The 21,216-nt window shown below is 54.6% G+C and carries 17 protein-coding genes; 10 read left to right on the plus strand and 7 right to left on the minus strand.

Annotated features, from left to right (window positions below):
• Window positions 1-27: 27 nt before the first annotated feature.
• Window positions 28-2,016 carry a hypothetical protein gene (locus ACFQ1Z_RS06175; protein ID WP_379056389.1) on the minus strand — a complete coding sequence of 663 codons (1,989 nt, stop codon included), beginning with the start codon at window positions 2,014-2,016 and terminating at the stop codon, window positions 28-30.
• Window positions 2,016-2,909 carry a cysteine synthase CysM gene (gene cysM / locus ACFQ1Z_RS06180; RefSeq protein ID WP_379056390.1) on the minus strand — a complete coding sequence of 298 codons (894 nt, stop codon included), beginning with the start codon at window positions 2,907-2,909 and terminating at the stop codon, window positions 2,016-2,018. Before cysM ends, ACFQ1Z_RS06175 begins: the two co-directional genes overlap by 1 nt.
• A 234-nt stretch (window positions 2,910-3,143) precedes the next feature.
• Here cysM and ACFQ1Z_RS06185 point away from each other — a divergent pair, with 234 nt between their 5' ends.
• Window positions 3,144-4,268 (plus strand): GGDEF domain-containing protein, encoded by a 1,125-nt coding sequence (locus ACFQ1Z_RS06185; RefSeq protein ID WP_379056391.1) that lies wholly within the window; start codon window positions 3,144-3,146, stop codon window positions 4,266-4,268.
• A 94-nt stretch (window positions 4,269-4,362) separates the two neighbouring features.
• On the plus strand, window positions 4,363-5,346 hold the full coding sequence (locus tag ACFQ1Z_RS06190) for a hypothetical protein (RefSeq protein WP_379056392.1): 984 nt from the start codon (window positions 4,363-4,365) through the stop codon (window positions 5,344-5,346).
• A 40-nt stretch (window positions 5,347-5,386) separates the two neighbouring features.
• Here ACFQ1Z_RS06190 and ACFQ1Z_RS06195 read toward each other — a convergent pair whose 3' ends face one another.
• On the minus strand, window positions 5,387-5,890 hold the full coding sequence (locus ACFQ1Z_RS06195; protein WP_379056393.1) for a disulfide bond formation protein B: 504 nt from the start codon (window positions 5,888-5,890) through the stop codon (window positions 5,387-5,389).
• 112 nt (window positions 5,891-6,002) lie between these two features.
• Window positions 6,003-7,028: a transglycosylase SLT domain-containing protein gene (locus ACFQ1Z_RS06200; protein WP_379056394.1), complete on the minus strand. Its 1,026-nt coding sequence runs from the start codon at window positions 7,026-7,028 to the stop codon at window positions 6,003-6,005.
• Window positions 7,029-7,260: 232 nt separating this feature from the next.
• Here ACFQ1Z_RS06200 and xseA point away from each other — a divergent pair, with 232 nt between their 5' ends.
• The 8 genes from xseA (at window position 7,261) to prmB (ending at window position 17,208) form a co-directional block, all read left to right on the plus strand.
• Entirely contained in the window at window positions 7,261-8,481 is a 1,221-nt protein-coding gene (xseA, locus tag ACFQ1Z_RS06205) for an exodeoxyribonuclease VII large subunit (protein WP_379056396.1), read from the plus strand.
• Window positions 8,482-8,588: 107 nt separating this feature from the next.
• Window positions 8,589-10,472 (plus strand): potassium transporter Kup, encoded by a 1,884-nt coding sequence (locus tag ACFQ1Z_RS06210; RefSeq protein ID WP_379056398.1) that lies wholly within the window; start codon window positions 8,589-8,591, stop codon window positions 10,470-10,472.
• 89 nt (window positions 10,473-10,561) lie between these two features.
• Entirely contained in the window at window positions 10,562-11,398 is an 837-nt protein-coding gene (locus ACFQ1Z_RS06215; protein WP_379057185.1) for a M48 family metallopeptidase, read from the plus strand.
• Window positions 11,399-11,499: 101 nt separating this feature from the next.
• Window positions 11,500-12,327, plus strand: coding sequence for a 2,3,4,5-tetrahydropyridine-2,6-dicarboxylate N-succinyltransferase (gene dapD / locus ACFQ1Z_RS06220; protein WP_055826029.1), 828 nt, complete (start codon window positions 11,500-11,502; stop codon window positions 12,325-12,327).
• A 257-nt stretch (window positions 12,328-12,584) separates the two neighbouring features.
• Window positions 12,585-14,657 carry a bifunctional diguanylate cyclase/phosphodiesterase gene (locus ACFQ1Z_RS06225; protein WP_379056399.1) on the plus strand — a complete coding sequence of 691 codons (2,073 nt, stop codon included), beginning with the start codon at window positions 12,585-12,587 and terminating at the stop codon, window positions 14,655-14,657.
• A gap of 121 nt (window positions 14,658-14,778) precedes the next feature.
• On the plus strand, window positions 14,779-15,132 hold the full coding sequence (locus ACFQ1Z_RS06230; protein ID WP_379056400.1) for an ArsC family reductase: 354 nt from the start codon (window positions 14,779-14,781) through the stop codon (window positions 15,130-15,132).
• Between the two features lie 5 nt (window positions 15,133-15,137).
• Complete coding sequence (dapE, locus tag ACFQ1Z_RS06235) at window positions 15,138-16,277, plus strand: succinyl-diaminopimelate desuccinylase (RefSeq protein ID WP_379056401.1); 1,140 nt, start codon at window positions 15,138-15,140, stop codon at window positions 16,275-16,277.
• Window positions 16,278-16,305: 28 nt separating this feature from the next.
• Window positions 16,306-17,208, plus strand: coding sequence for a 50S ribosomal protein L3 N(5)-glutamine methyltransferase (prmB, locus tag ACFQ1Z_RS06240; RefSeq protein ID WP_379056402.1), 903 nt, complete (start codon window positions 16,306-16,308; stop codon window positions 17,206-17,208).
• A gap of 23 nt (window positions 17,209-17,231) precedes the next feature.
• On the opposite strand, the gene rluB is transcribed toward prmB, so the two are convergent.
• The 3 genes from rluB to ACFQ1Z_RS06255 all read right to left on the minus strand — a co-directional run bounded on the left by rluB (window position 17,232) and on the right by ACFQ1Z_RS06255 (window position 21,161).
• Window positions 17,232-18,341 carry a 23S rRNA pseudouridine(2605) synthase RluB gene (gene rluB / locus ACFQ1Z_RS06245; RefSeq protein ID WP_379056403.1) on the minus strand — a complete coding sequence of 370 codons (1,110 nt, stop codon included), beginning with the start codon at window positions 18,339-18,341 and terminating at the stop codon, window positions 17,232-17,234.
• 110 nt (window positions 18,342-18,451) lie between these two features.
• Complete coding sequence (gene recJ / locus ACFQ1Z_RS06250) at window positions 18,452-20,137, minus strand: single-stranded-DNA-specific exonuclease RecJ (protein ID WP_379056404.1); 1,686 nt, start codon at window positions 20,135-20,137, stop codon at window positions 18,452-18,454.
• Between the two features lie 40 nt (window positions 20,138-20,177).
• Window positions 20,178-21,161 carry a hypothetical protein gene (locus ACFQ1Z_RS06255; RefSeq protein ID WP_379056406.1) on the minus strand — a complete coding sequence of 328 codons (984 nt, stop codon included), beginning with the start codon at window positions 21,159-21,161 and terminating at the stop codon, window positions 20,178-20,180.
• Between the last annotated feature and the right edge of the window lie 55 nt (window positions 21,162-21,216).

Here is a 21,216-nt window from a genome sequence, read left to right on the forward strand (position 1 = left end):
TCCATGGTCAGCTAACTTTAGGCCTAGCTAATCGATAATGATCTTGCTATTGCTATCTGTCACGCGCTGCATGCGTGCCAGCACATCTTTCCAGCTCACATATTGCGTGTAGCCGTTGACATTGACTGAAGGCGCGCCCTTGCCTTTGACGATCACAAAGCCATCGGGAATCGCTTCTACCCCACCCATCTTGCAAATATCCCCACGCAATTCACAGCGCAGGCCTATCTTTTCATAGCCGAACTCTTTGAAAAAACGCAGGAAAGTACGCTGCAATGCCGCCGCCGTGCCTTCGCCGCCCAGAGCAGTGATATTCTCTACCGCCCGTTGCGAGATCTTCTTTTCAAACGGTCCATCAGCAGTCTGTATGATCGCATCCATATACACAGGTTTCCAGTTCTGCAATTGCAGGTGTTTGATATCACCTTCGAGCTTGCCACTGATAGAGCCAAAATTAAAGGTGCGCGTGATCTCGCCCAGGTCTATATCGCGCATGGTGAAATTGGCGTGCAATTTGGGTACCGCGCCCAGCGGGTCAGCGATATCCAGGTCAGACATGCCGACCATGCCGTTAAACAGCCTGAACTGCATATCGCCGGTCATGCGTAACTCATGGTTGGCATAGGTGATCAAAGGCACCGCGCCGCTGATCTGGCCACGCATCACCGGCCAGTCCAGCGCCTGGCTGAATTGTGCCATGCTGATAGGTTGCATAGCCATCTTCACATGCCAGACCATACTCTGGTTGATCCAGGCAGCGGAAATATCCTGAAAGTCCAGTGCGCCATCGAGTATGGGCAGCTTGAGGCTGGGCGAGGTGATGGAATAACGGTTCACCTCCGCCTGCCATTGGGTCCGGCCCAGGGGGACCTTGAGGATATGGCCGGACTGGTAACCCATGCTGATCTGCTTGGGCTGATCGTAATCCCACGGGATATCGGCATTAAAATGGCTGAAGCCAAACTTGCCACTCTGGTCTTCTACGCTGGCATCTGCGATATTCAGGTGGAACTTGAGCGGCTGCAGGCCTTGCGCTTCAAATGACCAGTCAGCCTTGCCAGACACCTGCAAATGGCCGAAGGCAGAATTGGGGATCAGTGGCTGTATAAATGCCTGGTAGACGCCGTTAAAATCCACATCACTGGCATCGACTTTCAAAGTTTCGAATGCCTTGCTGACCAGGTTGACCCGGCTTTGGCTATGCAGCGTGCCCACGCCTGGCAAACTGAGCGTGGCCTGTTCGATATCGAGGTAAGGCTGTTTATAAAAGCCGCGTATCTCAAAGCGTTTGTTGCCATCGGCAAAGTAAAACGGCTGCCAGAACAACTCGCCCTGCTGCCAGTCGACCACGCCCTGCCAGCGCCAGCCACCTGCCTGCTGGTGCGCAGAAAGATGGATTTTTCCGCTGAGTTTTTCCGCCGCATGCAAGCCTGCTGCATCGCTGAACTTTGCCTGCTTGAGGGATAAGTCCAGCTCTACCCCTTTTGCCATTTCAGCTGTATCGGCCAGGCTTTTCCAGCTGGGTGTCACCAGCAGGTCAAACGGGATATGCGAACGGCTATCGCTATACAAGCCATCGGCACAGCGCCAGGTTTCGCTGGCAGCTTGTGCCGGCACCAGACAATCGAGATGGAACTTGCCCCACACCTCGTCGTGCACGGCTTTGACTTCAGCATCTAATGATAAAACCGGCAGCCTGTTCTGGTGCCGGTAATCGAGGAAGATACGCGGGTGCCTGACCTGGTAAGCCGGCATCTGCAGCTGATCAGAAGTGATGAGCAAGGTCGGTCGCTGGCTGATATCCAGCGAGATATTCGGTTTATCCAGCGTTGCATCACCGAGTTGCAGACGACTGGCGTTGATTTTTACCTGCTGTTTGCTGCGCAGATCCAGCACGGCATCGGCTTTATCCAGCTGAAACAGGTCACTGCTTATGCTGTCTGCGCTGAGGCTGATTTGGGTGATGGCACAGGCTTGTGCCGACCAGAGTATCAGGCTCAGGCACCAGCTGCGCATCAGTCGGGAAACACTCCGGAAGACAGGTACCTGTCGCCGCGGTCGCAGACGATGGCGACGATCACGGCGTCGTTCACTTCTCTGGAGAGTTGTAGTGCCGAATACAAGGCACCACCACTGGAGATACCGGCAAAGATACCTTCTTGCTGGGCCAGTTTGCGCGTGGTGTCTTCAGCGTTTTTCTGGCTGACATATCGCAGTTCGTCTATACGGCTGGCATCAAAAATCCTGGGCATATAAGCCTCTGGCCATTTGCGTATGCCAGGGATCTGGGCGCCTTCTTCCGGCTGCACGCCTATGATACGGATAGCCGGATTCTGCTCTTTCAGGTATTGCGAGGTGCCCATGATGGTACCGGTAGTGCCCATGCTAGAGACGAAATGCGTGACTTTGCCGGCGGTGTCGCGCCAGATCTCCGGCCCGGTGCCTTCATAATGCGCCAGCGGATTATCCGAGTTACCAAACTGGTCCAGCACTATACCCTTGCCTTCGGCCTGCATTTTCAGTGCCACATCACGCGCCAGCTCCATGCTGCCATCCTTGGGCGTCAGCACCAGGTCAGCGCCATACGCTTTCATGCTCTGGCGACGTTCTATGGTCTGGTTTTCCGGCATCACCAATATCATCTTATAGCCACGCATGGCGGCAACCATGGCCAGCGCAATGCCGGTATTGCCGCTGGTTGCTTCTATCAGGGTGTCACCAGGTTTGATCTGGCCGCGTTGCTCGGCACGCAGGATCATACTGTAGGCAGGCCTGTCCTTGACCGAACCGGCCGGGTTATTGCCCTCTAACTTGAGCAGTATGGTATTGCTGGTATTCGGATTGATGCGCTGCAAGGCAACCAGTGGTGTGTTGCCGACAAAGTCATCTAAAGTTTTATATGGTTTCATAACAGGCTGACAGCGTTTTTTCCGGACTAGCCGCCGGAATCATCCATCATTCAAATATCCAGAATTGAGGTGATAATTTCATACACGCGCCAGCTTAATATATGTAAAATTACCATGAAGTTCCTGACTTAGCTGACGCAGTAGCCATTTTACATAAACTGACCGCTACACAAAAACAATAATTGCCAAGGAAACCGGATATTGAAAAACTGGATCAGCAAGCTGCTTGTCGTCATGTTACGTCCGATCCAGCTTTTCCCGGAATTAACAGATACGGTCAATGTCCGCTATAAAGTCATTTTCCTGAACAATGTGTTCACCTTTGCCGGGCTGGCCTCACTGGCCATGAGCTTGATACGCTGGAACAACGACCCTTTCCTCGGCAAAGTCGATCTGCTGTTTTCCTGCATTGCCTTCATACTGCTATGGATATTGCACAGATACCACAAAATGGTGGAGCTGATCGCCAGCATCGCGCTCTGGCTATGTTTTGTACAGTTCCTGACCGTGTTTTTTGTCGGCAATGGCAATGCCACCCGTAGCGGCCTGTTACTGCTTATCCTGGCAGCAGCGTTTTACCTGAAAGGCCGGGTCGCCGGTTACTCCATGCTGGCAATACTGCTGTCACTGGTGATAGGCAATCATGTGCTCGGCTTGTTCCCCTCTGATTATAGTAACCTTGATCTGCTGAGCCTGGGCTTTTACCTGCTGGCGCAGTTTTTCATCATCCACAATTACGAAAGCCTGCGTGAAACACAGACCAGCTACCTGAAAGCGCTGAACAGCGATCTTGAAGCCCAGGTCCAGCAGCGCACAGAACAACTGGCGGCAGCCAACCAGGCGCTGGAAATGGAAAAACTCAATTTGACCAGGCTCTCCAGCACCGACCACCTGACCGGGCTCAGTAACCGCCACCATTTTGAAACCAGGTTTGCCGAATATCCGCCCAGTGCCAGCAGAAAAACCGCCGATGCGCTGATCCTGATCGACATAGACAATTTCAAGAAAATCAATGATACCTATGGCCATGTGCTGGGCGACAAGGTGCTGAAAAGTGTTGCCAGCTGCATGCAGAAACACAGCCGTATTTTCGACATCACCGTGCGCTGGGGTGGCGATGAGCTGGTCATCTATGCGCCGCGCACCAATTTGAAACAGGCCTGCCAGCTGGCCGAGAAGATACGCAAGCATATAAATGACTTGCCGATTGAAGAGTCAGGGCCTATAACCATCAGTGCCGGTGTCGCCGTTTTGCAGCCTGGCGACAGCCTTTCGCAACTATTGAACCGTGCCGACAAAGCGCTGTATGAAGCAAAACAGGCCGGACGCAATAGTGTGTATGCCGCAGCCCCGGCTTAAGTTATAGTTTATGTCAGTTATAGTAGTGCTTTTTCCCACCCATCCTGTTTAGTGTTGATAGATGATATTCAGAAGTAGTGTTTTAATTGGGGCATTGAGTTTTTTCAGCCTGCTGGCACAGGCCGAGCAATGGCAAACAGTGCAGGGCCGCGAAAAATTCCTCACCGTTGCGGTAGACCTCGACTCGGTGCAAGTCGGGCAACTCGACGATATGATACGTTTCAAACTGCGCGCAGATGACCATGACGACACCATCACCACCAGGTTCGTGCAGGCGTCATGCAGTGAATTCTCTATGGAAGCCGAACGTGAGCTGGTGTTTCATAAAGCGAGCATGGCTACCGAGACCCTGGACTGGAAAAATGATGGCAGCCTGAAAAACAGCCCGGAGTTCAGCCGGGCCAGACTGTCGTTCTGGGGCATCACCCAGGCCTATGGCCAGGCCATCTCGCTGGCTTGCCGCCGAGTAGGCAACCGGGCGCCGGAGCGATTGCAAAGCATGCCCACTGAGCAATGTGCGATCACCAACCCGCTGCGCAAAGTGGCTTGCGCCAGCCACGCTAGCTGGCGCGCCAATTACAAGCTGTATATGTCACGCTCGCATGATGTGATACACAACTGCGGCATTGCAGAAGAGCGCATGACCAAGCAGGCAGCCTGGCTGATCAAAAGTGTCATGCGTTGCCAGAATGAAAGTTGCGGTAACGAGATCCTGGAAGGCTGGATACACAAGCGTGGCGAAGATATCGCCAACGTCATCCACCTGCAAAAGCAAGCCGCTTATGCCGCGAGTAGTCAGTCAGCACCGTTGTGCCAATCGCTCAATCAGGCAGATCAGGCCATCGCCAGCATGCATACCGAAGAGATTTACGCCAAAGCCAAATATCTGGGCTGCCTGAAACGGGAAAGCGCCAGATTACGCGCCTCTGATATCCCCAATGATATGTTGTCGCAGCTGGCTGAGCATTCATGCGAAAGCCAGTTTCAGGAATGGCACGACACGATCTCCCGGCAATCGGCCATGCTGGATGAGCAGTTGCCAGCAGTGAAAGCCAGGGCCTTGACCAGGCAGGATTAAAACAAAGCCCGGCCAGGGCCAGATTCAAACCAAGATAGTCTTAACGGTTGCAACGCCTGACGCAGAACAGGAACACCGCGTAGCTGCCAAATGCGACAAAACTGATCAAGCCCAGTTGTGGCAGGGTCAGGCCGAGCAAAGTCCAGTCGATCGCGGCGCAGTCACCGGTACCGCGAAATACCAGCGTCAGTGCTTTCTTGAGTGGAAAGTTCTCAAACATGTAATCAAAACCCACCCCGCAATCGGCAATGATCTCGTCTTTGTGCACCTGCAACCACCAGTGCCGGATAGCCACCCCTACCCCACCGAGCGCGGTGAGCACTTCAACCACCAGCAGCGCGCCGCTTAACCACGATCTGGGTGTGACAAAAGCATGCAGCAGAAACACCAGGCCCAGGCCCATAAAGATCATGCGCTGTGAAATACACAGAGGGCATGGCTCCAGCTGGTAATGCACTTGTATGGCCAGCGCCAGAGCCACTATGCCGAAACAGCCCAGAAACCCTACTATATAGCCGCTTTTGCCTTTAAACCATTCACACATTACTTGCTCCTGCGCACTGAATAAAACCGAAATTGTAATGGATATTGCGCTGATGCGGCTGCTGGCCCGAGCAGAGCCGCTGATTTTTCATAGCTGTTGGCGGCCAGCCGTGTCAGGCGGCAGCAGCTGCGCTCTGGCTCTGGCGCATGGCTGATTTTTGCCTGAGCTCATGATGTTTCTTTTTATAATAATGGGCGATGCGTTTCACATAACTGCGCGTTTCCGGGTATGGCGGGATACCCTGATGCCGCTGCACGGCGTTTTCGCCGGCGTTATAAGCGGCCGCCACCAACTCCACATCACCTTTAAAATGATTGATCAGCCAGCGCAAGTACGCCAGCCCGCCTTTGATATTCTGCTCGGGGTCATAAGCATCTTTAACATGAAACCTGGCCTGGGTAGCCGGCAATAACTGCATCAGGCCCTGCGCCTGTTTGCGCGAGGTCGCTTTAGCGTTAAAACCTGACTCCACCGCGATCACCGCCATGGCCAGGTCTACATCCACACCGTATACAGGCGCGTGCTTTTTCACCAGCTGATAGACAGGGCCGCGCTTGCGGTACAACACCTGCGCTGCGGAATTCTCCTGGCCATGCATGCACGACGGCAGTTTTGCCAGTTCGACATTGCCCGGCTCCTTATCCAGCCACTCCCTGGCATCTCTGTGGCCTTGTATCGCCGCCAGGCTGAAAAAACGCGCCGCAATATCATGATTGACTGCCACCCCTTTGCCGGTGCTGTAAAACCAGCCCATGGCAAATTGCGCATCGGGGTCGTGTGCTTCACCGGCCAGCGCGCAATAATGGCTATATGCCTGCTCATAACTGTTTAAACCTAGTGCATTCCTGGTCCCCGAAGCGAGACTGGTTTGCAGCTTGATAAACTGCTTGTAGCCTTCATTCTGCATTTTGGACTGTTCGCGGCTATAGCTCACCACAGGCTCGCTAGTCTGCGGCGGCGTCTCGGTTTCAACCACTACTGCTGATTCCGGCGGCGAGTTTGTCAGCACCTCATCGACGGTAGCCGCATCCTCGGCGCTGGACGGCCGTGGCCATACTGCCAGGCAGGCCATGCTCATGCACAGTGCAGCCACCAGGAATATGTTACGAGATGGATAAATATCTGTTTTTATTAGCATTTAGACACAGTTTTTGACAGCATTTTCACGCAAGTGCATGACCAGGCAGCCATATCAGACTATTTATTAGTGACTGCTATGCGCCGGCAAAGTGCCCGTTATCAGCGTTAAAGTTTGGATAAAAAATATAGGCAAACATCATTTTTATAGCTATTTTCTTGCAGCAAGACGCTGGCCGGCGTACGCAGAAAAATTACCCCAAGCACCAGCAGCTGTTGGATAATGTGCGCCTATGGCTAGTTTGTTATCGACCTCCTCCAAGCAACTCTTGAGTGTCAGTGATCTGACACGACTGACTAAAGAACTATTGGAAACCAGTTTTCCGCTGTTCTGGATCAGCGGCGAAATCTCCAATTTCACGCGCGCGGCCAGTGGTCACTGGTACTTTTCGCTCAAGGATTCCAAGGCGCAAGTGCGTTGCGTGATGTTTAAAGGCCGCAACAGCCTGGTGGAAGGCATACCGCGCGAAGGCGATTCAATAGAAGCACGCGCAACGGTGACCCTGTATGAGGCGCGTGGTGATTTCCAGCTGACGATAGAGTTTATGCAGCCTGCCGGTTTAGGCCGCTTGTATGAAGCCTATGAACAATTAAAGCAGCGCCTGCAGGCAGAAGGCCTGTTTGACCAGGCGCGCAAAAAACCCATTCCTGCCGACCCGCATCGCATAGGGGTAGTCACCTCGCCCGATGCAGCGGCCTTGCGCGATGTGCTGACGGCGATACGCAGACGCTATCCGGGCATGGCGGTGATCATCTACCCGACACCGGTACAAGGCAAAGGCTCGGCAGAGCTGATCGCCAATGCCATACGCCTGGCTTCTCAGCGACAGGAAGTCGACACTTTGCTGATCTGTCGCGGTGGCGGCAGTATTGAGGATCTATGGTCGTTTAATGAAGAAGTGGTCGCACGCGCGATCGCAGATTGCCGCCTGCCTACCATCAGTGGCGTCGGCCATGAAACCGACTTTACCATCGCCGATTTTGTCGCTGACCTGCGCGCTGCCACGCCGACTGCCGCCGCCGAACTGGCCTGCCCGGACCAGTCACAGTTGCGCTCACAGCTCAGCCAGCTGGACGCCCGACTCAGGCGCGCCATGCAATCACTGCTGCAAAAACAGGCGCAGACGCTGGACTATCTGTCGCGGCGGCTGGTTTCGCCAGCGCAGCAGCTGCAGCAGCAAAAGCAATCGCTGCAACAATGGCAGCACCGCCTGCAGTTAGCCATGCAACATCTGTTGCAGCAGGGATCCCGCCGGCTGGACCACTTGGCGACCAGTCTGCAACAGTTGAATCCGCACCAGGTGCTGGCACGCGGCTATGCCATCGTGCAAAAAGCGGATGGCCGCCCGGTGACAGACAGCCAGCAACTGGCGCCGCAGGAAGCACTGCGACTGACCTTGCACCAGGGCGCTGCCGAAGTGGTGGTCACGCAAATCGCCAACCCCGATACTTGATATTTATTATTCATTCTTAACATAGTCATACCGCTACGGCAGCGAAAGTCTTTGGTTAAGCTGTCAAATTGACAGATAATAAACCTTTGCTTTACGTCGTTCACTCAATGGACAATACAAAAAGTCAGCCCGCGGCCCTCCATACTATGGCGCTTGCCGCACTCGGGGTGGTGTTTGGTGATATCGGAACCAGCCCCCTGTACACGATGAAAGAAGTCTTTGCAGTAGGCCATCATCCGCTGTTGCTCACGCAAGACAATGTTTACGGCATTTTATCGTTGATCACCTGGGCGCTGCTGCTCATTGTTTCTTTCAAGTATGTGGCTTTTATCATGCGTGCGGATAACCGTGGTGAAGGCGGCATCATGGCGCTGCTGTCATTAGCCAGCCGTTATGCTGGCGGCGACCCGGACCAGCGTAAACGCATCATGATGCTGGGTATCATAGGTGCCTGCATGTTTTATGCCGACGGCATGATCACACCGGCCATCTCGGTATTATCGGCAGTAGAAGGCCTGGAAGTCGCCGCGCCGCAACTGGATGACTGGATAGTGCCTATCACGCTGCTGGTGCTGTTCTTGCTGTTCTGGGCACAAAGCAAAGGCACGGCGGTGATGGGCGCGTTTTTTGGCCCGGTCATGCTGACCTGGTTTGCCGTGCTGGGCATACTCGGCGTCATCAATATCAGCCACCACACCGAGATCCTCAAAGCTCTCAGCCCTTATTACGCCTTTCTGTTTTTCAGCACCCAACCCAAGATCGCCTTTATCGCCCTGGGTGCCGTCGTGCTGGCGGTCACCGGTGCCGAAGCACTGTATGCCGACATGGGGCATTTTGGCCGCAAACCGATACGCCTGGCCTGGTTTCTTTTCGTATTGCCGGCCCTGATCTGCAACTATTTCGGCCAGGGCGCACTGATACTTGCCGACCCTGAATCCATACAGAACCCTTTCTACCACCTTGCCCCCGACTGGGCGTTGTTCCCGCTGATCCTGCTGGCGACACTGGCGACCGTGATCGCCTCGCAGGCGGTGATCACCGGCGCATTTTCAGTCTCGCGTCAGGCCTTGCAACTCGGTTTTATCCCGCGCATGCACGTCGCCCATACCTCAGAACAGACCGAAGGCCAGGTGTATATGCCCAGGGTGAACTGGGGCCTGATGGTGGCGACCATGGGCCTGGTGGTGATTTTCGGCAGTTCCGGCGACCTCGCTGCGGCTTACGGCATCGCCGTGACTGGCGACATGGTCATCACCACCTTGCTGGCAGCCGTGGTTTTCCATCATTTATGGGGATGGAGCAAACTGAAGACCGCTTGCCTGATCTCGCTGTTCCTGGTGATAGATCTGTCTTTCTTTACCGCCAATATCCTGAAGATCCCTGATGGCGGCTGGGTGCCGTTGCTGATGGGGCTGATCATTTTCACCCTGATGCGCACCTGGAAAACCGGCCGGGCATTGCTCTATCGCATATTGCGCTCAGAATCTATGGAGCTGGTGCCGTTTATCCAGGCCATAGGTGCGCACCCGCCTGCCCGCGTCAATGGTGCCGGCGTGTTTATGACACCCAACCCGGATGGCGTGCCGCATGCGCTGCTGCACAACCTCAAACACAACAAGGTGTTGCATGACAGCGTGGTGATACTGACCGTACGTTTTGAGGATTACCCTTATACCAGCCAGGAAGAACGCATCGCGGTGGAAAACCTGGAATATGGCTTTTATCGCGTCACCATACGCTATGGCTATATGGATGAACCGGACCTGCCGCGCGACCTGGCCCTGACTGAAGCGCTGGGCCTGACGCTGGACACCATGGATACCTCATTCTTTGTCGGTAAAGAAAGTCTGATCGCTTCGGATAAACCAGGCATGGCGTTCTGGCGCAAAAAGATCTTTATCGGCCTGTTCAGGACTGCGGAAACCATCACCAACCAGTTCAAGCTACCGCCCAACCGCGTGGTGGAACTTGGCTCACAAGTCAGGATCTAGCACTTTAGCCAGACAGTTAAAACTGAGTGAGCAGCGTCGCCTATCGTAGTAAAATCCGTGTATCACCCTATGCGAGATCAACCATGACCATGAAAACCAACCTCATCATTGCAGCCTCGGTATTAAGCCTACAGTTGGCAGGTTGCGCCACCACCAGCACCACCAAGGCCGGCGCCGTCGGCGTAGAGCGTAAACAGTACGTAGGGCTGGTGTCGGAAAAAGAAGCCGAGCAGGAATCAGCACTGGCCTACCAGAAAACGGTTAAAGAAGCCCAGGACAAAAAGGTGCTGAATACCGATAGCAAGGAAACGCAGCGCGTGCGTAATATCGCCAACCGCCTGATCGCTCAGGTCGGCGTGTTCCGCCCGGACGCCCTGAACTGGAAATGGGAAGTCAATGTCATGGAGAGCAAGGAAGTGAACGCCTATTGCATGGCCGGTGGCAAGATCATGGTGTATACCGGCCTGCTGGACCAGATCAAGCCTAGTGATGACGAACTGGCGGCAGTGATGGGCCACGAGATCTCGCATGCACTGCGTGAACATGTACGTGAACAGATGTCACGCGCCAAGGTACAACAATACGGCCTGCTAGGCCTGGCTGCGGCGGTAGGCGTCACCACCAAAAACGCAGACAATGCCAATGCTGCGCTGGCACTGGGCGGCACAGTGGCTGCCGTGGCACTCACGCTGCCCAACAGCCGTACTGCAGAACACGAAGCCGACGAGATAGGCCTGGAACTGGCGGCACGCGCGGCCTATAACCCCGAAGCAGCGATCACGCTATGGAACAAGATGAATGCGCTGGGCGGTTCTAAACCACCGGAATTCCTGAGCACCCACCCCTCTGGCGACAGCCGCATTGCCGACCTCAAGTCTATGATGCCCAGAGTGCTGCCTTTATACCAGGCGGCAAAATCCAAATAGGCGCGACCGCTCCTTACATACCTTGCCACATGCAAAGCACTAAACACCCGAAATTAGGTTAAAATTTCGGGTTTTACTCATTCCTATCAATAGAGAACATCATGGACCCACGTCTAAGTATCATTGAGGCGGCTTTTGAAGACCGCGCCAACATCAACCCGGCCAATGCATCGGCAGAGATCAAGCAAACTGTTGCTTCTATTCTTGATGACCTGGACGCTGGAAAACTGCGCGTCGCCAGCCGTATCGGCGATACCCAACAATGGGAGACACACCAGTGGCTGAAAAAAGCCGTGCTGCTGTCTTTCCGCCTGAAAGATAACTACCTGATGGATGATGGCGTGACCCGCTATTTCGATAAAGTAGACCCGAAATTCGCCGACTACACTGAAGAAGACTTCAAGGCCGGTGGCTTCCGCGTAGTGCCTAACGCCATCGTGCGTAAAGGCTCGTTTATCGCCAAAAACACGGTGCTGATGCCTTCTTACGTCAACATCGGTGCTTATGTCGGTGAAGGCTCCATGGTGGACACCTGGGCCACTGTCGGTTCATGTGCGCAGATCGGCAAGAACGTGCACTTGTCTGGCGGCGTAGGCATAGGCGGCGTGCTGGAACCAGTGCAGGCCGGCCCTACCATCATTGGTGACAACTGCTTTGTAGGCGCACGTTCTGAAGTGGTTGAAGGCGTAGTGGTTGAAGATAACTGCGTGATCTCCATGGGCGTTTATATCGGCCAATCGACCAAGATCTATGACCGCGAAACCGGCGAAGTGCATTATGGCCGCGTACCGGCAGGTTCAGTGGTGGTGTCGGGCAACCTGCCTTCCAGCGACGGTAAATACAGCCTGTATTGCGCAGTGATCGTGAAAAAAGTCGATGCCAAAACATTGAGCAAAGTCGGCATTAACGAATTATTACGCGGCATCTGATTTTAGGCCTGTTTCAAGGGCAAACCCTGTCTGCAAGCCGTCGGCCAGGCGCTGGATGTCATCCTGCCCTGGCCTGGCGCTGATTGCCAGGCTCAAGTTATCAGTTGTAAAGGTCGTTATCTAAGAGATTGCCGTGACTGGATGCCAGCACGGCAGTATTTAATGTGGAGAATGCATCAACTAGCAGCAAACTGATCAGCAATACAACGTAGTAGTGTCACAACACCAACAATCAAAATAATCGTGCAATCACTTATATGACTACAACGCAACTCTTTATCCCGATTCTGTTCACATTCAGTGTGATCGGGTGCTATTTTGCGTTTGAACTGGTCGACCGCCTGCGCAAAGTCACTGCCAAAGAGCACGACGCCATGCTCAGAAAAAATGCGCTCATCGTCGCACTGGGCGTGTTTATGCTGCACTGCGGCTATCAGATGTCCGCAGATAACTTTCCCAAGATCACTGAACACCCGGTAGACTTTATCGGCAGCCTGCTGTGCGCATATATGCTGGCACTTTCGCTGCTTAACACCGTCAACAAAAAGAAACTGCCACTGCGCGAGCTGTTATACGCGTCATTTGCCGCGGCCATCAGCGGCTACCTGCTTTCGTATTTTTACCAGATCAGTGCCGGCACCATCAATGCGCGCATAGATACCTGGACCGCGCTGTTCGCGTTTTTCCTGACCTGCCTGACCTCGGCTCTCGCCATCGTCACCATGCTGTGGATCAAGAGTTATGAAGGCCGTGCCCTGCAACGCCTGAAACTGATGTTTTCGGTAGAGATCGCGCTGGGCTTTCTTGCTTCGCACGCGGCGATCAACCTCAGCATACTGCACAACAATATGTTTATCGGCCAGCCGACTGACCAGGCTGGTAATTACCTGGTGTTGCTGCTCACCCTGGCGCCGGTGCTGCTGTTTATCACCTCGTTCATCCTGGTGATCTTTTATGAGCGCAATGTCGATCTCACGCAAAGCAAACTGACTTTCCGCAATACGCAAGTCGGTAACAAGAAATTCCTCGCTTACGACCCGCTCACGCACCTGCCTAACCGCGATGCGCTCAACCAGCACCTGGCCATCAGCGCCAAACGCTGTGACCGCAATGGCGAGTCACTGGCGCTGGCCTATATCGATCTTGACCACTTTAAACCGGTCAACGATCAGTTTGGCCACCATATCGGCGACCTGCTGCTGATAGAGGTTGCCAAACGCATCAGCAACGCCATCCGCAACTGCGATTATGTGGCACGCGCCGGTGGCGACGAATTCATTGCCGTGCTCAGCGAGATCGAGAATCACCAGAGTGCGGTGACTGTGATCCAGCGCATCATTGATTCGCTGCGCGAGACCTTCGTCATCGAGAATCATGTGATAGAGATCTCCTGCTCTATCGGTATTTCCATGTATCCGCAGGATGGCAATCTGCAAAAACTCAAACTGAATGCCGATGCCGCCATGTACAAGGCCAAGGAAAACGGCAAGAACCAGTACCGTTTCTTTGATGCCGAGATCGAGCAGGCTTCGGACGAAATGCAGCAAACTCGCATAGAGCTGAAAAAAGCCATCACCGAGCAGGAATTCAGGCTGTTGTTCCAGCCCAAGGTCGATGCGGTGACGCGCCTGGTGCACGGCGCAGAAGCCTTATTGCGCTGGCAGCACCCTACCCGCGGCCTGCTCTCGCCTACCCATTTTATTGAAGCAGCCGAACGCTTTGGCATGATAGAAGAGATCAATGCCTGGGTGATCTCGCAAACCTGCAGCACCATCAGCCAGGCCAGGGACAGAGGCATAGACCTGAGCATTTCGGTCAACCTGTCTAACCAGCAGTTCAGGAACAAAAACCTGGATGCGCATATACAATCCATACTCGAACAACACCAGGTAGAAGCGCGCAACCTGATCCTGGAAGTATCGGAAACCACCGCCATCCATCATCAGGCCCAGTTCAAGGAGACCTTGCGCCACTTTAAGAAACAGGGCCTGAAGATCTCGCTGGATGATTTTGGTTTGCACCCGTTCAGCCTGACCCATCTGCAAGACCTGGAGATCAGTGAAGTCAAACTGGACCGCTCATTAACCAAGGGCGTGGCGGCCTCTAAAACCTCGCTGTCCATCGTGGAAGCGATCGTCAAGCTGGCGCATGCGCTGGATCTGAACGTGGTCGCCGAAGGGGTGGAAGATGAAGACCAGCGCCAGGCCCTGGTCAGTATCAACTGCGACCAGATGCAAGGTTATCTGTTCTCCAAACCGGTAGAACAGAAATTCCTGTTTGATGTGTTCAGTGAGCTGCAACTCCGGTCCACCACCAAAAGCCTGTTTTAGCCATATTGCAGCAGCGCCTGCACGCAAGCTGCAAACGCGCTCTAGGCCAGGTTTACCGAATAAATCTCTACACCGCAGTCGCTGGCTGGTAAAATGCCTTTTTTAAGCAAGAATTATCGCCATGAAACTTTACGGCATCCCCAATTGCAGCACGGTCAAAAAAGCACGCGCCTGGCTGGAACAACACGCCATCGCTTATGAATTCCACGATTTCAAGAAACTGGGCCTGGACGCGGCCACCGGCCAGCAATGGCTGACCCAGCAGCCCTGGGAAAAACTGGTCAACCGCAGTGGCATGACCTGGCGCAACCTGAGTGACGCCGAAAAGAATGCCGTGGTCGACGCCGCCAGCGCATTGCCGCTGATGCAGGATAAAACCTCAGTCATTAAACGCCCGCTACTGGTCGACAACGGGCAGATCCTCGCGCTGGGCTTTAACGATGCCGACTACTCCCAACTTTTTGCCAAAGAATAATGCTTATGTCCAAGACCCTGGAACTTGCCATTGATTTACTCAAACGCCGCTCGCTGACACCGGCAGATGCCGATTGTCAGGAAACCATGATAGCGCGCCTGGAGCCGCTGGGCTTCAAGATAGAACGCATGCGCTTTGGCGAAGTGGATAACTTTTACGCGCGACGTGGCACCAGCAGCCCGCTGATTGTCTTTGCCGGCCATACCGATGTGGTGCCTACCGGCCCGCTTGATCAATGGCATACACCGCCGTTTGAACCGACCATTAAAGATGGCATGCTCTATGCGCGCGGTGCGGCCGATATGAAAACCTCGCTGGCAGCGTTTATCACCAGTATTGAAGAGTTTATTGCAGAAAATCCTGACCATCCAGGTTCTATAGGCTTGCTGGTGACTTCGGATGAAGAAGGCATCGCTATCGAGGGCACCGTGAAAGTGGTAGAAGCACTACAGGCGCGCGGTGAAACCTTTGATTACTGCATCGTCGGCGAACCGACCAGTAACAAACTGGTGGGTGATATGATCAAGAACGGCCGTCGTGGCTCCTTATCCGGCAAACTGGTGGTCAAGGGTATACAGGGCCATATCGCCTACCCGCACCTGGTGAAAAACCCTATTCATTTAGTCGCGCCGGCGATCAAAGACATGGTGGAAACAGTGTGGGATAACGGCAACGAATATTTTCCGCCGACCTCGTGGCAGATCTCCAATATGAACGGCGGCACCGGTGCCACCAATGTGGTGCCCGGTGAAGTCGAGATCCTGTTTAATTTCCGCTATTGCCCGGAAGTAGATGGTCAGGGCAGCTCTGAAGCCAGCCTGCGCACACGCGTGCATGCCATCCTCGATAAACATGCGCTGGAATATGCACTGGACTGGGAACACAACCAGTCTTACATCACACCACGCGGTGAGCTGGTAGCCGCCATCAGCGAGGCGGTACAGCAGAGTTACGGTATCACACCGGAACTCTCCACCACCGGTGGCACCTCGGATGGGCGCTTTATTGCCGATATCTGCCGCGAAGTGATCGAGTTCGGGCCGTTGAACGCCACCATACATAAACTCAACGAATGCGTAGCGGTGGCCGATATCGAGCCGCTGAAACAGACCTACAAGCTCACTATGCAAACCCTGCTGAAATAACCGCTGCAATCGCCGCTGAAATAAGTCTATGACCAACACTTTACAAACCATACGTGACTGGCTGCGCTACGCGGTCAGTCGTTTTGAAAACTCGGATATTTTTTACGGCCATGGCACTGACAACAGCTATGACGAAGCCGTATGGCTGGTCATGAGCGCCCTGCACCTACCGCATGACACACTGGATAATTTTCTTGATGCACGCCTGACTGCAGAGGAGAACCAGCATCTGGCCACCTTGATAGAAAAGCGCGTCAGCGAGCACACACCTACGGCTTATCTGGTGAACGAAGCCTGGTTGCGTGGCTATAAATTCTATGTCGATGAGCGGGTGATCGTGCCGCGTTCGTTTATCGCCGAACTGCTGGAAAACGGCTTGCAGCCCTGGGTAGAATTCCCGGAAATGGTCGAATCTGCCGCCGATATCTGCACCGGTTCTGGCTGTTTGGGCATACTGCTGGCCGAGGCTTTCCCGAATGCGCATATTGATGTCATCGATATTTCAGCGGATGCCATTGACGTCAGCAATATCAATATCCAGCGCTATGGCCTGGAGGATCAGGTGCAAGCGGTGCAATCGGATATGTTTACCGCACTCAAAGGCCGTAAATACGATGTCATCATCAGCAACCCGCCGTATGTGGATGCACCCAGCATGGCTGAATTACCGGCCGAATATCGCCAGGAGCCGCAACTGGCCCTGGGCAGCGGTGAAGCCGGGCTAGACCATACGCACACCTTGTTGAGCCAGGCCAGCGAGTATCTGAATGATGGCGGTGTGCTGATCGTTGAGATAGGCCACAACCGTGACGCCTTGCACGAAGCCTACCCTGACCTGCCATTCACCTGGCTGGATACCAGCGGTGGTGACCAGTTTGTGTTTATGCTGACTAAAGAAGATCTGGCGGAAGCGGGTCTGCAGGCAGGCTAGCAACTAGCACTTAGGCTGATTGCTTATCCGCGGCCACGGTCCCTGTCGCTGCGTTTTTTAGCGCCGGAGTTCACGCGTGCATTCTGGCGTGAAGCCTGTTTCAGATCTGAATCCTGACGTATACGGCGCGTGCCTGGTGGCGGTGCCGGACGTGCAGGTTTTTCTGCAGGCGCTGGTCCATTGGCGCTTTCCAGCAGGCTGCGGCGCTGCTTGCGTACTTTAGGCACGAACACACTGGTGGCACGGTCTTTTTCACGTGGGCTCAGCTGTTTGAGTGGCTTGTGTGGCACCGGCAACCCTGCCCATTCCAGGATACCGACCACCTGCTTTTGTTCCAGCTTGAGCATAGTGCCGCGTTTGAGGCGTGGCGGTAAATTGATAGGGCCGAAGCGTACGCGCATCAGGCGGCTGACCGGCAGATGGAAAGCTTCGAACAGGCGGCGCACTTCGCGGTTACGGCCTTCTTTGATCACCACCTGATACCACTTGTTGACACCCTCGCCGCCGCTGGCATGTATGCTCTCAAAATTTGCCGGGCCGTCTTCCAGTTCTATACCCTGTTTCAGTTGCGCGAGCTGGTCTTCGGTCAGCTCACCGAGGATACGCACGGCATATTCGCGCTCGACTTCGTAGCGCGGGTGCATGAAATGGTTTGCTAACTCGCCCGAATTGGTGAATATCAGCAAACCACTGGTGTTCATATCCAGGCGGCCTATGGCTATCCATTTACCCTGTTTGATCTTGGGCAGTTTATCAAACACGGTGGCACGCCCTTCCGGGTCATCCTGGCTGACCAGTTCGCCTTCCGGTTTGTGGTACAGCAAGATCTGCGGCAGTTCAGGCTCAAATGGCAAATGCAGGATGCGGCTATCCAGACGCACGATATCCTGCTCATTGACAATGGCGCCCACCAGTGCCACCTGGCCGTTGATAGTGATGCGGCCACTTTCAATCAGCGTTTCCATGTCACGGCGGGAGCCAAAACCGGCCAGTGCCAGCAGCTTGTGCAGGCGGTGCCCGGCGCGCGCTGGTGCGCCAGATTCGTCGCCCTCAGTTTGAATGGCGGCTGGCTGGGGTGCGGCTGGACGTTTTGCGGGGGAACCTGGTTTAGGTGTTTTAAATGGACGCGCCATGTTTAACCTCTTGAATGAAGGCTGTATTTTACCGTATTTAAGAGCTTCGCCCTAAGGCTAAATCTTGCCTGTACTGAAAAAACGTGCTGGCGATCAGCGCTAAAGCAGCATCAGCTGATATCTGCATGCACGACTTGCAACTGCAGGTTTCTGGCACCATTGAACTCGTTGATCTGCAAGGCATAAGCCAGAGTGACTTTTTCCGGCAACAGCATGGCATGCTGGAAGTAGATCGCCTCGAACTGCGCGCCCTGTTTTTGCAGGCGCAACTTGAGATGTTTTTCGCCTAGGATACGTTGCTGTATCACTTCAAAATCGTCGTAAAACACCGGCGGCGGAAAACCCTGACCCCAAACCTGATGGCCCAGCATCTCTGCGTTGTGCAGCGTCATTTCCTGGACTGGCAGTGCACCATCCGTTTCCAGCACTTGCTGCAAGACCTCGGCATCTATCAGTTGCTGCACCACTTGCTCAAACGTTTGCTGAAAGCGGGCAAAATCGTGAGCGCGTATGCTGAGCCCTGCCGCCATGGCATGGCCGCCGAACTTGAGGATGAGGTCAGGCTGCAACTTGGTCACTAGATCCAGCGCGTCGCGCAGGTGCAGACCCGCGATTGAGCGGCCTGAACCTTTGATCATGCCATCACCGGCATCGGCAAATGCGATCACCGGCCGGTGAAACCGCTCTTTGATGCGCGAAGCAAGTATGCCTATCACGCCCTGGTGCCAGTCTGGCTGGAACACGCTGATGGTATATTGGCTGGCCTGAAAATCCTGCGCCAGGTCGGCCATCGCGTCCCACTGCATCTCGGCTTCTATCTGTTTGCGCTCGGCGTTGAGCACGTGTAACTGCTGCGCATAGACCATGGCCTCTTGCGGCGTGGTTGCCAGCAGGCAACGGATACCTATGGTCATGTCATCGAGCCGGCCGGCGGCATTCAGGCGCGGGCCTACATAAAAGCCCAGGTCTTGCGCAGTCACCTGCACGGCATTGCGCCCGGCCAGTTTTAAGATCGCCAGTATGCCGGGGCAAGCCTGACCTTGCCGGATACGTTTCAAGCCTTGCCGCACCAGGATACGGTTATTCGCATCCAGCTTGACCAGGTCGGCCACGGTGCCCAGGGCCACCAGGTCGAGCAGACTACCCAGGTGTACTGCATCTTCAGCCAGCAGACCGCGCTGCTTGAGCTCGGCGCGCAGGGCTATCAGCACATAAAACATCACGCCTACGCCTGCCAGGTGCTTGCTCGGGAAATCGCAGCCATGCTGGTTGGGGTTGACGATACAATCGGCGGCCGGCGTTTGTTCGGCCGGCAAATGGTGATCGGTGATCAGCACCTGCATCCCCAACGCTTTCGCCGCGCTGACGCCATCAATACTGGCAATACCGTTATCCACGGTGACGATCACATCCGGCTGCTGCTGTGCGGCCAGCGCGACGATTTCGGGCGTCAGGCCATAGCCATATTCAAAGCGGTTGGGCACCAGAAAATCCACCTGCGCGCCCATCATGCTCAGGCCACGCATGGCGACGCTGGTGGCAGTAGCACCATCCGCGTCATAATCACCAATCACCAGCAGTTTTTTGTGTTGCTGTATGGCATCCGCCAGCAGGCGTGCCATCTCGCTACAGCCGGTCAGCGCCTGCGGCTTAAGCAGATGCGGCATCTCCTGCAGGCCCCAGTCATCGACTGACACTTGCCTGGCCGCCAGCAGCCTGGCCAATATTTCCGGCAGGCCTTGCGCCTGCAAGGCCTGAAACGAGGTTGCTGAGTAGGGTCTTTGCTGGATTTTCATCTATATTTAATTTTATATTCTGGTTAAACCACAAACGCGATCAAACAGGTGCAGGTCTAAAGCCGGGCAATGACGCTTCAAGCGTGTCCAGCAAGCCGGCCAGACTATGCGTCTTGCGCCAGAACTGCCAGCGATAAGCTTTTTTATATGTCACGCGTACGCTGCGCTCGGCAAATGGCAGGCTTATTTCAAGTGCAGACAGCTCACCTTTGTGCAATGCAGCGGCAAGTACCTGCCAGTCTACCTGCTCTGGCTGGTCAACCACCATCAGCGCCCTGGTGATGGTTTTGTCATGCAGCACCTCGGCCAGTGCCCACTGCTGCAACGCCGGCAGTTGTGCTGCGCGCAAACTATCAAACACCGCCCCGGCGCCCAGCACCGTTTGCCACTGGTGTCGCCACACCGGCAGCTGCGGCACACTGGCAAACCACAGGCTATTCAGTCGTGCTGGCCAGCCCGGTAAATCCTGGTCTTGTGAGAACTGGTGTAACAGCATCTGGCTTTCATTGGTCCACTGCCGTATCCGCGTAGCGTCTGTGCCTTGCGGCTGCCACTGGAAAGCCTGCTGGTACAGGCAGTCCTGCGGCCATGGGCTATGCGCTTCAAGCGCTTGCAGTGGTTGTACCCACCAGTAGCGCTGCCCGGCTGTCGCATGCAGCTTGAAATCCTGCACAAAGTGCCGTTGCAGCGCTTCTGTCAGATAGGCATACACTGCTGGCGACATCTGCACCGTGCCCTGCAGCGAAAAAGTATCTCGTTGCAAACCCAGGTGCACCGGCAACAGGCATAAGGCAGGCAAGTCTGTGAGCGTAGCCTGTTGCGCACGCAGTACGGCAGCTACGTCAGATGCGGAGTGAGGGCCGGCATGCAACGTGCTGAACAACGCGCTCAATGGCGTCTCTGGCATCACTTGCCAGTCGGCTTTCAGCAGCAGAGGACTGTGCTCAGTCAGGCCTTGAATCACCGCTGCCGGGTCGGCGGCTGCGTCAGACAGAAAATCTGTGATATAAATTTGCTGTATCATGAAAAAACCAATACACTCTTTGGCAAAAACAAGTTAACAATTCGCTGACTGTATG

This window comes from Methylophilus luteus (genome assembly GCF_042676265.1).
Taxonomy (GTDB): Bacteria; Pseudomonadota; Gammaproteobacteria; order Burkholderiales; family Methylophilaceae; genus Methylophilus; species Methylophilus luteus.